16 protein-coding genes and 1 tRNA gene are annotated in these 16391 nt (G+C 67.1%); 10 read left to right on the top strand and 7 right to left on the bottom strand.

Translation table 11 applies throughout. The features are described 5' to 3' along the window. The 7 genes from Q2100_RS04545 to Q2100_RS04515 form a co-directional block, all read left to right on the top strand. Positions 1 to 220 (top strand): hypothetical protein (locus Q2100_RS04545; RefSeq protein ID WP_302913007.1); only part of this gene is annotated, 220 nt, incomplete at its 5' end. A gap of 31 nt (positions 221 to 251) precedes the next feature. Next, positions 252 to 3680: an ATP-binding protein gene (locus Q2100_RS04540; RefSeq protein WP_302913006.1), complete on the top strand. Its 3429-nt coding sequence runs from the start codon at positions 252 to 254 to the stop codon at positions 3678 to 3680. Between the two features lie 79 nt (positions 3681 to 3759). Further along, positions 3760 to 4272, top strand: coding sequence for a hypothetical protein (locus tag Q2100_RS04535; protein ID WP_302913005.1), 513 nt, complete (start codon positions 3760 to 3762; stop codon positions 4270 to 4272). 1 nt (position 4273) lies between these two features. After that, entirely contained in the window at positions 4274 to 5470 is a 1197-nt protein-coding gene (locus Q2100_RS04530; RefSeq protein ID WP_302913004.1) for a type VII secretion target, read from the top strand. Positions 5471 to 5505: 35 nt separating this feature from the next. Next, a complete protein-coding gene (locus tag Q2100_RS04525; RefSeq protein WP_302913003.1) occupies positions 5506 to 6027 on the top strand; it encodes a hypothetical protein in 522 nt (173 codons plus the stop codon). Between the two features lie 87 nt (positions 6028 to 6114). Then, the gene (locus Q2100_RS04520) at positions 6115 to 7503 is read left to right on the top strand and encodes an FAD-binding oxidoreductase (protein ID WP_302913002.1); all 1389 of its coding nucleotides are present in this window, start codon (positions 6115 to 6117) and stop codon (positions 7501 to 7503) included. Between the two features lie 169 nt (positions 7504 to 7672). Then, positions 7673 to 7749 (top strand) — tRNA-Met (locus tag Q2100_RS04515). A 201-nt stretch (positions 7750 to 7950) separates the two neighbouring features. Here the strand turns inward: Q2100_RS04515 and Q2100_RS31820 are convergent. Genes Q2100_RS31820 through Q2100_RS04495 form a run of 5 tightly spaced genes read right to left on the bottom strand, consistent with a single transcriptional unit; the run spans position 7951 to position 11394 of the window. Continuing rightward, positions 7951 to 8481, bottom strand: coding sequence for an ImmA/IrrE family metallo-endopeptidase (locus tag Q2100_RS31820; protein WP_407667573.1), 531 nt, complete (start codon positions 8479 to 8481; stop codon positions 7951 to 7953). Continuing rightward, positions 8450 to 9823 (bottom strand): MBL fold metallo-hydrolase, encoded by a 1374-nt coding sequence (locus Q2100_RS04510; RefSeq protein ID WP_302913001.1) that lies wholly within the window; start codon positions 9821 to 9823, stop codon positions 8450 to 8452. Before Q2100_RS04510 ends, Q2100_RS31820 begins: the two co-directional genes overlap by 32 nt. A 50-nt stretch (positions 9824 to 9873) precedes the next feature. After that, positions 9874 to 10653 (bottom strand): sulfite exporter TauE/SafE family protein, encoded by a 780-nt coding sequence (locus tag Q2100_RS04505; RefSeq protein WP_302913000.1) that lies wholly within the window; start codon positions 10651 to 10653, stop codon positions 9874 to 9876. 32 nt (positions 10654 to 10685) lie between these two features. Further along, the gene (locus Q2100_RS04500; protein WP_302912999.1) at positions 10686 to 11099 is read right to left on the bottom strand and encodes a DUF302 domain-containing protein; all 414 of its coding nucleotides are present in this window, start codon (positions 11097 to 11099) and stop codon (positions 10686 to 10688) included. 25 nt (positions 11100 to 11124) lie between these two features. Then, on the bottom strand, positions 11125 to 11394 hold the full coding sequence (locus Q2100_RS04495) for a metal-sensitive transcriptional regulator (RefSeq protein ID WP_302912998.1): 270 nt from the start codon (positions 11392 to 11394) through the stop codon (positions 11125 to 11127). Positions 11395 to 11889: 495 nt separating this feature from the next. Between Q2100_RS04495 and Q2100_RS04490 the strand changes: the two genes are divergently transcribed. From Q2100_RS04490 to Q2100_RS04480, 3 genes are all read left to right on the top strand, one after another. Next, positions 11890 to 12663: a YcnI family protein gene (locus tag Q2100_RS04490; protein ID WP_302912997.1), complete on the top strand. Its 774-nt coding sequence runs from the start codon at positions 11890 to 11892 to the stop codon at positions 12661 to 12663. A gap of 152 nt (positions 12664 to 12815) precedes the next feature. Next, on the top strand, positions 12816 to 13238 hold the full coding sequence (locus tag Q2100_RS04485; protein ID WP_302912996.1) for a hypothetical protein: 423 nt from the start codon (positions 12816 to 12818) through the stop codon (positions 13236 to 13238). After that, the gene (locus Q2100_RS04480) at positions 13235 to 14605 is read left to right on the top strand and encodes a hypothetical protein (RefSeq protein WP_302912995.1); all 1371 of its coding nucleotides are present in this window, start codon (positions 13235 to 13237) and stop codon (positions 14603 to 14605) included. Before Q2100_RS04485 ends, Q2100_RS04480 begins: the two co-directional genes overlap by 4 nt. Positions 14606 to 14661: 56 nt before the next feature. On the opposite strand, the gene Q2100_RS04475 is transcribed toward Q2100_RS04480, so the two are convergent. After that, positions 14662 to 15168, bottom strand: a complete 507-nt coding sequence (locus tag Q2100_RS04475) for a DUF1942 domain-containing protein (protein ID WP_407667572.1) — start codon at positions 15166 to 15168, stop codon at positions 14662 to 14664. 162 nt (positions 15169 to 15330) lie between these two features. Then, a complete protein-coding gene (locus Q2100_RS04470) occupies positions 15331 to 16047 on the bottom strand; it encodes a DUF1326 domain-containing protein (protein WP_302912993.1) in 717 nt (238 codons plus the stop codon). Positions 16048 to 16391 lie beyond the last annotated feature (344 nt).

The following is a 16391-nucleotide window of genomic DNA, read 5'->3' as shown; positions in this document are numbered from 1 at the left end:
GGCCGGCCGCGCCCCGGAGGCACCGGTGCCCGCCGGCGCGGTACCGCCGGGTCCCGTTGGACCGCAGCAGTTGTCGGCGGCCAAGGCGCAGGCACTGCAGGAAGTCGAGACCGCGCTCTCGGCGGCCCGCGAGGCGCAGCGCAGCGGTGACTTCGCCCAGTACGGCGAGGCACTGCAACGCCTCAACGACGCGATGACCGAATACAACAACGCGCGCTGACCCGCGCGAACGGCCCACATAAGCTCGACCGGTGCACTATCGCCTGCTCGGACCCCTGCAGGTGGTCCGCGCCGGTGCGCCGGTCGAGCTGGGTCCGCCCAAACAACGCGCCGTGCTGGCCGTGCTGCTGCTCGCCCACGGCCGGGTGGTGTCGGTGGACCGGCTCGTCGACGCGGTCTGGGGGGACGACGCGCCGGGCAGTGCGACGGCCGGGCTGCAGGCCTACATCTCGAACCTCCGCCGCGCGCTGCGTGACGACCCGCAGGCGTCGCCGATCGTGCGTCAGCCACCCGGCTACTTTCTCGACATCGACGCCGACAGTGTGGATCTGGCGGTGTTCGCGAGGCGGTGCGCCGAGGTGGCCGGCGCGGTCGAGGCCGCTGACTGGACGGCGGCGCTGGACGTCGCCGACGCGGCGATGGCGCTGTGGCGCGGCCCGTTCCTCGCCGACCTGAGCGATCAGCCGTGGGTGGCGCAGGATGCGGCGCGGGTCGAGGTGATGCGCGCGGACTGCCTGGACAAGCGGATCACCGCGCTGCTCGCGCTGGGCCGGGTGTCGCAGGCGCTGGCCGCGGTGTCCGAGCTGCGTGCCGCCGACCCGCTGGGTGAACGCGGTTGCTGGCTGCACATGCTGGCGCTGTACCGGGCCGGGCGTGCGCCCGACGCGCTGGAGGCCTACGGCGGATACGCCCGGCTGCTCGACGCCGAACTGGGCCTGCAACCGGGCGCCGAACTGCGCGATCTGCAGACGGCGATCCTGCGGCAGTCGCCGGAGCTGGCGGCGTGGCCCCGTCATCCGGAGTGGACCGGTGCCGGCGAGGTGGCGACCCCGGTGGCGGCCCACGTGGTGTTGGACGGACCCACAGCGTCGTCGTCACGCGGACAGCTGGTCGGCCGTGGTCGCGAGATGACCGCCGCGGCAGGCATATTGACCGACGTGTCGGCAGGAGCCACGCGCTGGCTGGTGTTGTCGGGGCCGCCGGGCATCGGGAAGACCCGGCTGGCCGAAGAGCTCGCCGCACAGGTCGACGGTGCGGGCGGCGATGTGGTGTGGGTCGGTTGTCCCGATGAACGGACCACCCCGCCTTGGTGGCCGATGCGCCAGTTGGTGCGCGCGCTGGGTGCCGACGCCGACGAGGTGCTCGAGGTGCCGCCGAACGCCGACCCGGACACCGCCCGCTTCCGGGTCTACGAGCGGGTGCAGAGCCTGCTGGAGGGAGTGTCGCGAACGCTCGCCGTCGTCATCGACGATGTGCAGTGGGCGGATTCGACGTCGGCCGCCTGCCTGGCCTACATCGCGGGCGCACTGCGCGACCACCCGGTGGCGGTGATCGTCACGGTTCGCGACGGCGAACACTCCGCCGAGGTGGCGCGGCTGCTGGCGACGGTGGCGCGCGGTGACCGAAACCGTCACATCGCGGTGCCCGCATTGTCGGCGCGCGATGTCGTGGACTTGGCCAATCAGGTGGCCGACGACGTGGTGACCGACGCGGAGGCCACCGTGCTGGCCGACCGGACCGGCGGCAACCCGTTCTTCGTGTGCGAGTACGCGAGGCTGCCCCGGGCGGAGCGGGTGGGCACAGAGATTCCGCTGGCGGTGAAGTCGGTGCTGCACCGGCGATTCGCCGCGCTGGACCCGGCGGTGATCTCCGTGCTCCGCACCGCGGCGGTGATCGGCGACGTCCTCGACGTCGACGCGATGCGGGTGCTCGCCGAGGCCACCGGCCTCGACATGGACACGCTCGCCGATCATCTGGACGAGGCCGCCGACGAGCGGATCATCGTCACCGCGCACAGCGGGGACGGGTACAGCTTCGCCCACGGCCTGCTCCGCGAGCAGCTGCTGGCCGACATGCCGGCGCTGCGCAGGCAGCGTCTGCACGCTGAGATCGCGGATGTACTGCGCGACACCGATTCCGGTGACGCGGTGACCCGAAGGGCCCGGCACCTGATGGCCGCCCAGCCGCAGGTCGAGCCGGGGGAGGTGGTGCGGGCGTGCCGCCGGGCCGCCGAAGAGGCCACCGCGCGCTGGAGTTCGGACATCGCCGCCGGCTGGTGGCAGTCAGCATTGTCCGCGTATGACCGGTTGCCGGCATCGGCGCGCACCGACGATGAGCGCGACGCGCTGACCGTCGCGCTGCTGGAAGCGCATTCGCGTGCGGGTCGCGGCCGGCTGGTGCTGGACACGGTGGAGCGCAACCTGACGGAGGCGGTGCGGGCGGGCAACGCCGTGACGGCGGGTCGGGTGGCCAGCGCGCTGCTGCGTGCCACCGGGGGTTGGCCGTGGCTTGCTCCGGGTCACGACCCAGGAGCGTTGTTGGCGCTGCTGGAGCGTGCGGCGGCCATCGCGCAGTCCTCGCCGGCGGCAGGGGCCCGGGTGCTGGCTGCGCTGGCGGTGGGGCACTGCTATCACCCGGACACCGCGGTGGCGGCGGGCCATCTCGACCGGGCGCAGGAACTTGCCGATCGCACCGGCGATCCGGAGGTGTTGGCCGACGTGCTGATGGGCCGGCTGATCACCTACTCGGGTGTCGCGCCGCTGAGCCGTCAGACCCTCGAGTGGGTGGCGCAGCTGAACAGCATGCGGCACAGCAGGTCTCACGAGGACAGCGTCATCGCGCACTCGGTGGCGACGATGGCGGCGATGAACCTGGCCGACGTGGACGGCGCGGCGGCGCACCTGAAGGCGGGCATCGAGGGCAGCGAGCAGCTGCAGCTGCCGGTACTCCGGGCGCAGCTGCGGTGGATGGAGGCGGTGATCGCGGTGTGGCGCGGCGACTTCGCCGAGGCCAAGCGCCATCACGGCATCGCCGCACACGTCCACGAGCAGACCGAGCTCTACGAGGCGGGCAGCGGACTGGTGGCGGCGGTGTCGCTGCTGCGCGAGAAGGGCGGTCCGGTCGGCGACGACTGGCCGGGATTGCGCGCGAGTCCGGAGACGGGCGGACAGGGAATGGTCGGACTCGTCCACACCGCGCTCCTCACCGTCGACCACCGTCGCGAGTCACGCGCCGCGGCCCTTGCCCGGCTGCAGGAGTGGCGCGCGGCGAGCAGCCGCGCGCACGTCTGGACGGCGCTCGGTCACCAGACGCTGCTGGCCCACCTGGCGGCCGACCACTGTCTCGACGAGTTCGCCGCCCCGCTGGTGGCCGTACTCGAGCCGTTCGCCGACCGCATCGCGGTGATCGGCCAGGTGGGGTCGGCCGGGCCGGTGGCCCTGGCGACGGCGCGGCTGCACGCCCTGCTCGGCGACCGGGGTCTGGCGCTGGCCGCGTTGGCACAGGCTCGTGACATCGCTGCCCGCACGGGCGGGACGCCCTCCCTTGTGCGCTGCAGGCTGCTCGAGTGTGAGCTCGACCAGCCCGGGCCGCAGCGCAGTGCCGCCGCCCGCGAGGTGGCCGAGCAGGCGCGACGGCTCGGGATGCGAGCGGTCGCCGAGGCAGCCGACCGACTGGCCTGATCGCGATATTGGTGCGCCCGACCCTCGAGTCCGGCACGCACAATGGAGGCACTGGCCACGCAGACAGGGGATCGGCACGGTGTCTCCGGGAATCGCAGCGGTCCTCGGCTCGAAGCCCGAGGCGTTGATCACCGCTGCCGGTCAGGTCGTCGAGTCGGTGTCGAACGTCGATGTCCAGATCGCCAGCGGGCGCACCCAGTTCGCTGATCTGGACACCAAGTGGAACGGCACCGCCGCCGAGTCGGCTCAGGTCAGCGGTGCGGAGATGATCGGCGACCAGGTGATCTACCGCGACAAGCTGTCGGCTCTGGAGAAGCAGCTCAACCACTACGGGGGGAGCCTGCGCGACATCCGCAAGGAGCTGTCCGACCTCGTCACGAGCGGCGAGGCGGGGTATTTCGACATCTCCGACGACGGGACCGTGACGCCCGGCTGGCGGCTTTTGGCGTGGGGCGCGCTGTCGCCGCGCAACGCCATGGAGGTCAACATCAGGCGGCTGCAGTTGCAGACGAAGATCCAGACAGCGCTCGACAAGTTCGACGCCGCGGACAAGGCCGCCGCAGGCGCGATCCGAACGGCGGACCGGGGCTGACGTGGCGCCGGAGGCCCTGGAAGTCAGCATCGACGGGATGCGCGACAGCGCGAGTGGGCTTGCCACGATCGCGAAGTGGCTCTGGTTCGACCACGCCGGCGGAGAAGTCTCGGGAGCGGCAGGAGGGATGTCGGGCTTCGCGACCGCGTCTGCGCTCACCGAGGTCGGCGAATCGCTGACCGGTCAGGCGAAATCGCTGGGCAACGACGTCTCCGACTTCTCCGACAAGCTGTATCTGGCGGCGAGCAAGTACCAGGACGGCGACATCGAAGCGGCCGAGAACATCGACTTCGCCGGGCCGGAGGAACCTCCAACCCAGGACCCCAATGCGACGCCCGAACAGAAACTTCCGGTGTACGAGCAGGCGCTGCGTGACGCCGGGCTGCTCACCGGCCCGGTGGAGAAGGGGTCCAAGTACGAACAGTGGCTGCGCAACGCCGCCGAGAACGGGGTGCCTCCCGAGACCATCGTCGACATCGCCCGGACCCACGACATCGACCCGCAGGACTTCGACGTCTTCGACGGCATGCAGGAGGTCAAGGATGCCGACGGCAAGTCGTTCTTCATCATCCCGCCCGGCACCAGCCCGGCGGACATCAAGAAGGCGACCATGATGACCTACGTGCTCAATGCCGGTACCGACTACGGCAAGGCGGCGGCCGGTGACGACGGGATAGCGGGCACCTCGGACGACGTCCAGAACGATTTCGAGGAAGTGCCGTACTCGGCCGACGAGATCCAGCGGATCATCGACCGGCAGAACGAGAACGACCGGAGTTACCTCGTCGCGGCCGGACTGCCCTACACCGGTGCGGCGGTCGCGACGACACCGAACGGGATGCTGATGTCGATGGGCGGCAAGCCGACCGACTACGCAGCCTTCCAAGCAGGGACCACCTACGGTGACATCTTCGCGGTCAACATCAACGACCTGAAGAATCCGCAGGAGACGATGCGCGACATGATCGAGTCAGGACATGAGTGGGGAGCCGGTGCCACACCGGGCTCGGCCAGAGAGGGGACCCTCGATCTTGACCGGATCCTGCATCACGAGGAGCGGCACTCCCAGCAGTGGGCGGACAAGGGAACGCTGCTGATGGGCATCGACTACGGCACCGGTTACTACATGGATCAGCACGGCATGACGAATCCCCTCGAGGAGGACGCCGGCCTGCACGACGGGGGGTACACACGGTGATTCGTCGTCGATTCGCCGTCGCCGTCGCCGTCGCCGTGGCCGTGGCGGGGCTCGTTGCCTCGAGCGCGTGCGACAGCGAGAAGGGCTACCGCCCGCCGCCGGGCGCACCTTCGCTGCTGCCCTCGTGGGGCGCGAGGGAGACCGACGGGAAGCTGCAAATTTGGACCGGCACGCCGTGCGTGGGTATCACCAAGCTCACCCTGGGGCACGACATGGGCGGGCCTGACCTGGTCTTGACGGCCGCCGCTTCCGAGGGGGCGAACGTCGAACACCTGACGCTGGGCGGGCCGTACCCGGGTTTCCGCGTGACCGAGTCATGGCCGGCCGGAATGGACTGGCGCACCGCCGACCAATTGGTACTGCAGGTCGACGGCAAGGACGTGACTTTCGGTGCCACGACCGAGGTTTCCGACATCGTGAACGGTTCGCCGGATCATCCCGCCGACACCTTCTGGTTCGACGGCGTCGGCTGGCTGAGCCCGGCCGACGTCGCCGCCAAGGATGGCAAGGACTTCGCCGCCGTCTGCACCCCGAACCCTCCGGCCACGGCCGATTGAATCCTTGGCGGGCACTTGGTGTGCGCGCCAAGCCGACGCCAAGCGCGGTCCCCGATGCTGGTCGCACACCAGACTGAAGGGATTTCGATGACCGTGACCGATGTCGCCCGCGACGGACTCGACGATGCGCTGCTCGCCCTGCGAAGCGAGGTGTCCGCGCCGGTGGCCCTGCCCGGCGAGGCCGGCTATGAGCGCTGCATGCCATGGAACGCCGCCGCGGCGGTGGCGCCCGGCGCGGTGGTGCTCGCCGCCGCACCGCACCACGTCGCCGAGACCGTGCGCTTCGCCGCGAACCGCGGCCTTCAGGTGACGGTGCAGGCCACCGGCCACGGCGCGCTGGGCGTCACGCCCGACACCATCCTGGTCTCGACCACCGGAATGGCTGCGGTGACTGTCGATCCGATGAGCCGGTCGGCGCGGGTGGGTGCGGGTGCAACCTGGCAGCGGGTGCTCGACGCCGCCGCACCGTTCGGCCTGGCGCCGCTGTGCGGCTCGGCGCCCAGCGTGGGGGTGGTCGGCTTTTTGACCGGCGGCGGGATCGGCCCGCTGGTGCGCACCTTCGGGGCGTCCTCTGACCACGTGCGGTCCTTCGAGCTGGTGACGGGGGAGGGCGAGCTGCTGACGGTGACGCCGCAGGACCACGCCGACCTGTTCTGGGGGCTGCGCGGCGGCAAGGCCACACTGGGCATCGTCACCGCGGTCGAGATCGATCTCAAACCGGTGGCCGAATTCTATGGTGGCGCGGTCTTTTTCGACGGGGCCGACGCGGCGGCGGTGCTGCACACGTGGCAGCGGTGGTGCGCCGGACTTCCCGAGACGGTGAACACCTCGCTGGCGCTGCAGCAGTTGCCGCCGTTGCCCGGTGTCCCCGAACCGCTGGCAGGCCGGCTGACGGTGGCCGTGCGGTACACGGCACTGGGTGATTTCGCCGAGGCCGAACGGCTGCTGGCGCCGATGCGTGCGGCCGCCGTCCCGCTGATGGACACCGTCGGGGTGCTCCCGTACGCGGCGATCGGCGCTGTGCACGCCGATCCGGTGGACCCGATGCCGGTGCACGAGGAGCACACCCTGCTGGGGTCGTTCACGCCGGAGGCGGTCGACGCTCTGCTGTCGGTGGCGGGCCCCGGTTCGGGCTCGGTGCAGGCGATCGTGGAGCTGAGGATGCTCGGCGGCGCGTTCGCCCGCGAGCCACGGCACCGCAGCGCGCTGGGCCACCGCGACGCGGCCTTCACGCTCGCGACCATCGGCGCGCTGATCCCCGAACTCGCCGGGGCGGTGCCCGCGCACGCGGCTGCCGTGCTCGCCGCGCTGGCGCCGTGGTCGACCGGTGGTCAGCTGCCCAACTTCGCGCCGTCGGCCGATCCTGGGCGCGCTGCGCGGGTGTACGGCGAGGACACCAGGCACTGGCTGGCTGCGCTCGCCGACCGTTACGACCCGGCCGGCGTCTTCCGCACCGGTCAGGTGGTGCGGGCGTGACCAGCACCACACCCACGGCTCTTCTTCGCGAGCGTGCGTGTCTGCCGGTGACACGCCGGTGATGACCAGCGCTTTGTGCACACTCGACGCGCTGTGAGGGTGCGGCGACGGCCGGCGACCACGCGATTTGGAGCTGCGCCCCCGGCATAGGTAACCTTGCGTTCACCAACGCGGGGTGGAGCAGCTCGGTAGCTCGCTGGGCTCATAACCCAGAGGTCGCAGGTTCGAATCCTGTCCCCGCTACCAGGTAGAACGGCCCCCGAACTTCGGTTCGGGGGCCGTTTTCATTGGCGTTTGGGAACACGTTTGGGAACGTGCGCAATCCAATGAGATGTGACCTACGCGAAGACCGGACAGCTGCTGGGCAGCTGCCGACATAGTGGCCCCGACGATGGCGGCGAATCTCCGCCAACTTCTACGCCGCGATCCCCCAAGGCCAATGCTGGACTATTGACCGAAGCAACGGCGGCCATCGAAGCGGGATTGTTCAGACCGTCCGCAATGCCGGCCGTACGTCAGGGTCGCCCAGCATGCGCCGTACCTGCGCTGGCTTCCAACATGTTCTCGCACCAGTGACGCGGTAGTGACGCCGTTCTGTTCCGCGAGTTCCACAGCCCTCCGCAGGAGTGCCGGAATCTTGCCAACGAACTGGTAAACCGGTGGCGCCGCGATTATTCCTTGCTCGGTCAGATGGTTCAGACGGATATACCCACGGCGCGTTGTGGCGTCGGAAAGCAGACCGACTTCTCTGCACCTGTAAATCAGAGACTTGATCGACACTTCCCATTGTTCGCTCAATTGACTGGATCTGCGAAAGTCCACACGCCGCGGAAGAAGGTCCCGGATGAGGCCGGGGGGTAAGGAACTCGGCCGGAACCGGTCCGCCTCACGCTCCAACAGAGGGGAATCGCCACTGCATTCTCCGTGGAGAACGAGGTGTCCAAGCTCATGAGCCGCCGTGAAGCGATGGCGGTAGATGCGTCAGCTTGAGGTGTTGGGCTTCTGTGTACTTGTCATCGATGAGGACGACGGTGCGATCGGGTTGATCGATCAGTGATGCGGCGATGGAGGAGCGGTAGCCGGAGGCGCAGTGCACCCAGACTTCACCGGTCGGGACATCGTCGATGCGATCGGGTAGTTCGTGGAGGGCGATGTTGATTGCGTTGGTGATGTGGTCTTTGTCGTATTCGTCGGCGCGGCGGACATCGAGGACCGTGATGTCGGAGTTGTCGATCTCGGTGGCGAGGTCGGCGAAGTCGGCGACGCGGTAGCTGCGCAGCGGGTTGTCGTGGGCAAGCGTGTGGATGTCGCCGGCGGCGGAGCCGGTGAGATTGTCAATACCGATGCGAGCGAGTTCTCGTCGCGCATCCAGTATTTGTTCGTGGTCGTTGCCGATGAGGGTGAGCGGGGCGCCCCAGGTGTAGAGCCAGCCGAGGTAGGCAACGAAGGACCCTGAAAGTTCGAAGCCGAGGGTTCCGGCGAGGTGTCCGGCAGCGAAGGCGGTGCGGCTGCGCAGGTCGATGACCCATTCACCGGCGTCGATCCGTAGACGCAGTTCCTCGGGGTCCACTGGTGTAGGCAGTGACAGGTCCACGGGCGCCGGGCCGCGGCTGTTGATGACACCCATGTGGGCGTAGTAGGTCGGGTACTCCGAGAGCCCGGCGATGAGTTCGTCGACATAGGTCTGTTCGTCCTGTGTCAGCGCCGGGTTGGTGTTGCGTTGTTCGGCAATGGTGGAGGAGTCACCGGTGGCTGGGCTGGAGGAACAGAAGCTGCCGAAGCCGTGGGTGGGGTAGACCGCGGTGGTGTCGGGCAGTTCAGCGGCCAGGCGCCGCACGGAGTGAAACTGGGCGTGCGACAGGGTTTCGGTCTGGTCGCTGCCGAGCAGGTCGGTGCGCCCCGTTGTGCCATGCAGCATGGATCCGCCGGTGAACACACCGTGCACGGCGCCGTCGGCGTCGTGCAACACGTAGCTGACGTGGTGATGGGTATGGCCGGGTGTATGCAGGACGCGGAGATGCAGCGGGCCCGCGTCGATGGTGTCACCGTCGACAACGGCGTGTCGGTGGTAGTCCACGTCGTCACCGCCGGGCACGACGTATACGGCGCCAGTGGTACGAGCAAGTTCCAAACCGCCGGTGACGTAATCGTTGTGGATGTGGGTTTCGAGTACATGGGTGATCTGCACGCCCCGGTCGGTAGCGAGGTCGAGTACGCGGTCGATGTCGCGTTGCGGGTCGATCACCACTGCGGTGTCGCCTTGGCTGACCAGGTAGCTGCGGTCGCCGAGACCGGAAGTTTCGATGATGGACACATCCATGAGGTGACTCCTTTTCGATTCTGATGTGGCTGCCGCGGTATGGAAGTGACTCAATGCAGTAGCAGGGTGTCGATGAGCACGTAGGCGGCGACGATGAACACGAGGTAGGCGAACCAGCGCTGGAGACGGGTGTTGTCCAGTTTGGTGCCGAGCTGGCCGGCGATCAGCGATCCCACTACGGCGGTGCCGACGAATGTTGCAGTCAGCGACCAGTTGATGGTGGCGTCCTGGGCGTGCGAGGCGATGCCGGCAGTGGAGTTGGCGGTGATGATCAGCAGGGATGTCCCGACCGCGATCGGCATCTCCACGCCCAGCATGATCACCAGGGCGGGGATGATGAGGAAACCCCCACCAACGCCGAACAAACCGGTGAGCAGCCCGACGACAACGGCAACCGGGAGAGAACGCGGCGCGCAGCGGCGCCAGTTGATTCCCCCCTCAGCGATCTCGCACGCGCCGCCGGTGTCGTCGGCGTCGGCGTCGGCGAGCATGCGGATCCCGGCGACAATCATGACCACGGCGAACCCCACCATGATGGCCGTTTGCGGTAGACGATCACCGATGGCGGAACCGGCGAAGGTGGCCGGGATACCGGCAACGGCGAAGACGCCGGCTAGTCGCCAGTTGACCTGCTTGATAAGGACTTTGGGTATCGCTCCTACTGCGGAGGCGATGGCGATCACAATCAGTGCGATGAGCACGGCCTGTTCGAAGTCCAGCCCAAGAGCATAGACCAGGGCTGGGATGGCCATGATGGAACCGCCGCCACCGAGTAATCCCAGCAGAATTCCGATAACCGCCCCGAAAGCCAGCGCCAGCGCGATGGTCATGGGTGCGGGGAAAGCGTCGGAGTTCGTTGCTGCTACTCGCTGGCCGCGGCGTGCTGGAGCGAGGCAATCGCCGCCTGCAACTTTCCCGCGGCGTCGTCGGCGACCTCGCGGAGTCCGGGCGCATCAGACACTTGGGCCATGACCTGCGGATCCATGGCATCGACGATGATGGTGTCCGCATCGTCGGGGTCGGTGCGCACCGCCACATTGCAAGGCAGCAGCAATCCGATCTGGCGATCGCAGTTCACAGCGCGGTGCGCCAGCGGCGGATTACACGCACCCAGGATCAGGTAGTTCTCCATGTCTTCGCCGAGTTTGGCCTTCAACGTGGCCTTCATGTCTATTTCGGTGAGCACACCGAAACCCTGTTCTGACAGAGCTTTACGTGTTCGATCCACTGCATCGTCGAATGTCGTGCGCAGTGTTGTCGACAGTGCGTATCCCATCTCAAAACTCCCTCTCCTGATTTCCTCAGGCCAGCGCTAGAAACAATTTCTCCAGCTCGGCCTCGGTCAACGGCGTCGCCCCCTCCGGAGCCTCGCCGGTCAGACATTGCCGCATCCCGGTCGCAACGATCTTGAAGCCGGCTCGGTCCAATGCGCGTGACACCGCCGCCAACTGGGTCACTACATCCTTACAGTCACGGCCCTGCTCGATCATCGAGATCACTCCGGACAGCTGGCCCTGCGCACGCCGTAACCGGTTGAGTACCAACGTCATACTCGCCTCATCCGCAACCATTGCACACTCCTCCGCGGGCCAGGGGGACCGTCACTGCCGCGGTTTCTCCCTGAGGGATACCATACCCCGTAGGGTATTTGTAGTCTACTCCGCAGCGGGCGCGGCTCACCGACCGTGCCCGCAGCGTTCAGCGTGACCGCAGCTTTTGATCCGTCGAAACGAACGCCGGAGGTCACTGCAGCAGTCTCTGTTCGACCGCGCTGAGGATCTCGAGGTGGCCGTGGCAGAGCTCGCCAAGTGCTTTCCTCACCTTCAGCCTGACCGGAGTGCGAGGCAAATGCGCCGGGCCCTTGCACTCGCGCACCGACAGGGAGGCTGACGTCAAGGCCGCGCCCTTCGCAGCCACCACGGTGCAACGCGGCGGTGGATCGTGCTGGCGGCGAATCAGGCCGACATCCCGCTTCATCAATAGCGGCAGTGGTGTGTCGTGGCTGTTATCGTTCTCGGGACTTAGTACGTACTGAGATAGATAGTATTTGTGCGCTCCATGAGGCCATGCTCCTCGTGTTGACGCATCAGCTGAGGGCCAGCCGGCCCATTACGAGATGGAGGTGGGCTGTGCTCAGGAGTCTGCTGCGCATTGTGGGAGCGTTTGTGGTCGGCTCAGTGGTGGCGTTGCTTGCAAGCCCCTCTGCTGCTGCTCACATCGACGTATATACCGACGGTGTGGGGTCCGGAGAGTTCGGGTTGATCACGTTGCGTGTGCCGACCGAGTCCGGTACCGCGGCCACCACCAAAGTGGAGGTGCGCATCCCCGACGATGTGCCGCTGCGGACCGTGCTGGTACAGCCCGTTCCGGGCTGGAAAGTCGAAACCACGAAGCGGAAGATCGATCCGCCGCTGTACAAGGACGATGGCACGCCGGTGCCGGAGGTGGTCAGCTCAGTGACCTGGACGGCGACGGGTCCCGGCATCATGCCCGGCCAGTTCGTCGAGTTCGGCCTGGACGCGGGACCCATGCCGGACGCCGCGACTTTGGCGCTTCCCACTGTGCAGACCTTCTCCGACGGCAAAGTCGACCAGTGGACAGAGCCGGCGCCTGAAGGAACCGACCCGGAATTTCCGGTGCCGACGATGACGATTGGAGCGGCTCCGACCGCGGCTGACGGGGGAGGCACCCTGCTTCCCCTGGTCTCCTGGGCGGCGCTCGGGTTATCAGTCATCGCCCTCGTCGTAGGAGTGTTCGCCATAGATCGAGCGGCCCGCCGGTCCGCCGCCGCCCCGTCACCCGACACGACGTCGGCGGCGAGCGGATCGCCGACCGCCTGAGGGTCCGAGGAATCGCTTCAAGGATCGCCCCGGCCAGATGACGGACGCCGGCGCTCCCTCTTGGGACGTACTGCGTCGGCGTAGTGGCCTCGAATAGCTGTAACGAGAACCGCTTACGCGATACAGGTAACCACAGATAGGACCCTTCTCAGATGAAGAGCAGAATCCTGCTGACCGTGCCGGTGGCAGCAGTGGTCCTGGCCTTGACGGCCTGCGGATCAAACCCGTCACAGTCACCGTCGTCTACAGCGGCTGCCTCATCCTCAGAGTCTGCTGCGCCGGCGACGTCTTCGACCAGTGCGGTGGCGGGGACAGTCATCGAGGTCACGATCGCCGGGGGGGTCGTGACACCGGTGAACGCGCAGGCGGAGGCCGCACTTGGAGAGCCAATTGTGCTCGAGGTGAGCAGCGATGTCGTGGACAGCTTTCACGTGCATTCGGTCCCGGAACGCACATTCGATGTGGAAGCGCGGCCAGACCAGCGGTTCGAGTTCACGATCGACGTTCCTGGACGTGTCGACGTGGAACTCCACGAGTTGCATCGCACGGTCGTCACGATCGAAGTACGGCCTTGACGGCAGCAGTCGCCGAGACACTCTTAGCGCACGGCGTAGGCGGATCCACGGATCTACCGGTGCCGCTGTCCTACGCACTGATCGCAGGTGTGTGGGCGTTGGCGGCCACGTTCGCCGTGGTCGCCGTCGCGTGGAGGACGCCACGATTCGACCCTGCCAAGCCGGGACGAGCTCTACCCGCGTGGGTGTCGAGAAGTGTTGACAGTCCGGTCGTTCGGTGGATCGTCGCGGCGGCCGCCGTCATCTTCACGGTGTGGGTGGCGGTGGCGGCGACATGGGGACCACAGGACGGCAATAATGCGCTACCAGGCGTCTTCTATGTGCTGCTCTGGGTCGGACTGGTCGCCATATCGGTTGTCATCGGGCCGGTATGGCGTGTGCTCTCGCCAGTGCGCACCGTGTGGCGGCTCATCCACATCGGACGTCGCGATCGAATCGCCGGGGAAGGGCGCCGACCGTATCCGTTCGGCACTGGGTATTGGCCGGCGGTGGTGGGCCTGTTCGCCTTCGTGTGGTTGGAGCTGGCCAGTGCCGATCCCGGCTCGCTGACGGCGATCAAGATTTGGCTTGTCGCCTATGTCCTGGCGATGTTCGTGGGCGCAGCTGTGTTCGGTTCGACGTGGTTCGCGCGGGCCGATCCCTTCGAGGTGTACAGCGTGACGGTCTCCCGGCTGGCGCCGTTTCGTCGAGACCGGGCAACCGGACGCATAGTCTTCGGAAATCCGCTCGATCATCTGCCCACGATGCCGGTGCGTGCGGGCACTGTCGCGGTGATGGCAGTTCTGCTTGGCTCCACTGCGTTCGACAGTTTCTCGCAGTTTCAGCCTTTCCGGAACTTCGTCGACCGCAACGCCGCCGCCGTTCCAATTGTCGGCGATTCAGCGGGCGGTACCGTGCTGCGGACCTTGGGTCTGTTGTTTTTCATCGCTGTTGTGGGAGCCACGTTTTGCGCCGCGGCACGTGCGACCGGCGGTGTGAGTCGTGAACAACGCCGCGAGTTGCCGGGCCGACTTGCTCACTGCCTGATCCCGATCGTGGTGGGCTACATTTTCGCGCATTACCTCTCGTACTTGGTTGAGCGCGGCCAGGAGACGATCGTGCGCTTGGCCGATCCGCTCGGCAGAGGCTGGCATCTGCTCGGTCTTGATCCTTCGGATGTGCAGTACGTCCTGTCGCTGAACCCGACGGTGCTGTGGACGATCAAGGTCACGTGCGTTGTCGTCGGGCACGTGGTGGCCGTGGTTGCCGCCCACGACCGGGCGCTGCGCCTGTTACCGGTCGGCCACCAACTGACCGGGCAACTGGCGATGATGGTCACGATGGTGGCCTACACCCTGACGGGGTTGTATCTGCTGTTTGGTGGCTGACTCCGCCGTTGCGCAAGTTAGATCGACGTCCCGCAGTCGTTGGAAGGCTGGGACGCCTACATCCCGTCCCGACAGCGTGGACACGGCTGCTTCATCTCGGCGCACATGGGGCAGTTCTCCATCGGCATCTGCATCTGCGTGGAGCCGTTGCAGCACCACATCAGCGGTGTGCCGGTGCCGGCGTCGTAGATGACCGCCATCGGGTCTGAGCCGACCACGTCGAAGTACACCTTCCCGGTCGAGCTCTGGCCGGGGGTCAACGTCGTGGCGGGAATGCCTTGGGGGGTGGCGACGGCCCACAACACAACTGAGCGCTGGCCGCCGGCGCTGACGGCGTACAGGTTCGGGATGATCGGCGTGACGGTGCCATTGGCCGCCCGTACGGTCGCCGTTGCCTCCCAGAGCTGTCCGCGACGGGTGTATCCGGGCAGAGCGGCCGTTGACTTCTTCAAATCTGTGACCACCCATTCTTGGACGACCGCGCCGTCTGGGCTGGAAAGCTGCTGAGGCGACCCGAACTGATGGTGTCCGTGCTCGCGGGCCGTCGCGGGCGCCGCCAACACTGCAGCCGACGCGAAGAGTGTGGCTGTGATCATTCCTTTTCGGTGTGGACGTACGGGTGAGCGGCCGGTCCCTTGACGCGAATACCGCAGTGTCACCGTAATCTACGTATCAAAATAGTAGGTGCGGCGTGGTTCGGCGAGTGACGCTGGGGGTGGCGCGTCTCAGGCGTGGCACCGGCACGATGACTCGTTATCCGGGTCGATCAGCAGGTCCGCCGGCTCGGTTGAGCCGTCGGGCCGCCAGTCGAAGGGGAAGTGCTTGCTGGAGCCGCCACGGTGCTCGTGGGACCAGTCGAAGCCCACAGCGTGGTCACGCTCGACCACGCCCCAGGTTGCGATTTGGCCGGGTCCGACTTCAGCCCCCGGGGCATTGGCAGTGGTGACCCGTCGACCGGGGTCGGATGTCGGTCCCGTGAGTGCAGCAACGTGGAGGTCGACCTTCCCCGGAATTGCTGCCCGCCAATAGGCGAGATCGTCGGCGGCATCGAATGTGATGGGGGCGTACTCGATGCCTCGCAACTCCTCGATCAGGCTGGCGAACTCGGCTGGCCAGCCGCCTTCCTTTCCGGTGAAGATCCGCTGCAACGCTTCTCGCTGAGCGGCATCGGCGCCGGAATCGATGTAGAACATGAGTTTCATCATGGCGTTGGGGTCACCGGCCCACATGTTGCCCGCGAATTCACCGAGTGAGATCACGTTCAGTCCAGCGAGGTCCGTGTCGCCGAAATGGCCTTCGCGGATGTGCCAGACCAGGGTGAATAGGCAGTCGCCATGGGTGGGCTCTTGGGCGAAGCTGCACGGGCAGGGCAGCTTGCAGCTGCACACGTCGAACCAGTCGCCCCGTAGATGCCAGTCGGTCCCCGTCGATGCTGTGGTCATTGCCGTAATCCTTCCATATACCCCCGGGGGGTACCCGGTGATAGCACCGTAGCGCGGCGAGGCCTGGTGTGCAAGTACCCCTAGGGGGTATCTGGTGGTCGTGTCTGAGATCTGCCGAGTGCGGCTGTCGGCGCGCAAGGCCGGCGCGCGGTGCAGCGGCGGTGGACGGCCCGGCTGCTCGGCGCTGTCATCGCCACGGTGAGGCGTGGTCCGGGCAAGCCCGACAGTGACGGCGCCGCAAGCGATCCTAAGGTTTGGTCAGTGCGTAGTAGGCGTAGCGCACATCGAGTCGGTTCTGCGGCACCAGGGTGATCAGTCGCGGCGTCAGACCACGCCGGGCGGCT

This window comes from Mycolicibacterium arseniciresistens (genome assembly GCF_030519285.1).
GTDB lineage: Bacteria > Actinomycetota > Actinomycetes > Mycobacteriales > Mycobacteriaceae > Mycobacterium > Mycobacterium arseniciresistens.
The sequence above is the reverse complement of the archived record's forward strand: the minus strand, read 5'-3'. Positions and strand labels throughout refer to the sequence as shown.

Coding starts and splice junctions, on each gene's coding strand:
- Q2100_RS04520 (WP_302913002.1), top strand. CDS start 6,115: ATGACCGTGACCGATGTCGCCCGCGACGGACTCGACGATGCGCTGCTC.
- Q2100_RS04470 (WP_302912993.1), bottom strand. CDS start 16,047: ATGACCACAGCATCGACGGGGACCGACTGGCATCTACGGGGCGACTGG.
- Q2100_RS04505 (WP_302913000.1), bottom strand. CDS start 10,653: ATGACCATCGCGCTGGCGCTGGCTTTCGGGGCGGTTATCGGAATTCTG.
- Q2100_RS04485 (WP_302912996.1), top strand. CDS start 12,816: ATGAAGAGCAGAATCCTGCTGACCGTGCCGGTGGCAGCAGTGGTCCTG.
- Q2100_RS04495 (WP_302912998.1), bottom strand. CDS start 11,394: ATGGTTGCGGATGAGGCGAGTATGACGTTGGTACTCAACCGGTTACGG.
- Q2100_RS04490 (WP_302912997.1), top strand. CDS start 11,890: ATGCTCCTCGTGTTGACGCATCAGCTGAGGGCCAGCCGGCCCATTACG.
- Q2100_RS04500 (WP_302912999.1), bottom strand. CDS start 11,099: ATGGGATACGCACTGTCGACAACACTGCGCACGACATTCGACGATGCA.
- Q2100_RS04510 (WP_302913001.1), bottom strand. CDS start 9,823: ATGGATGTGTCCATCATCGAAACTTCCGGTCTCGGCGACCGCAGCTAC.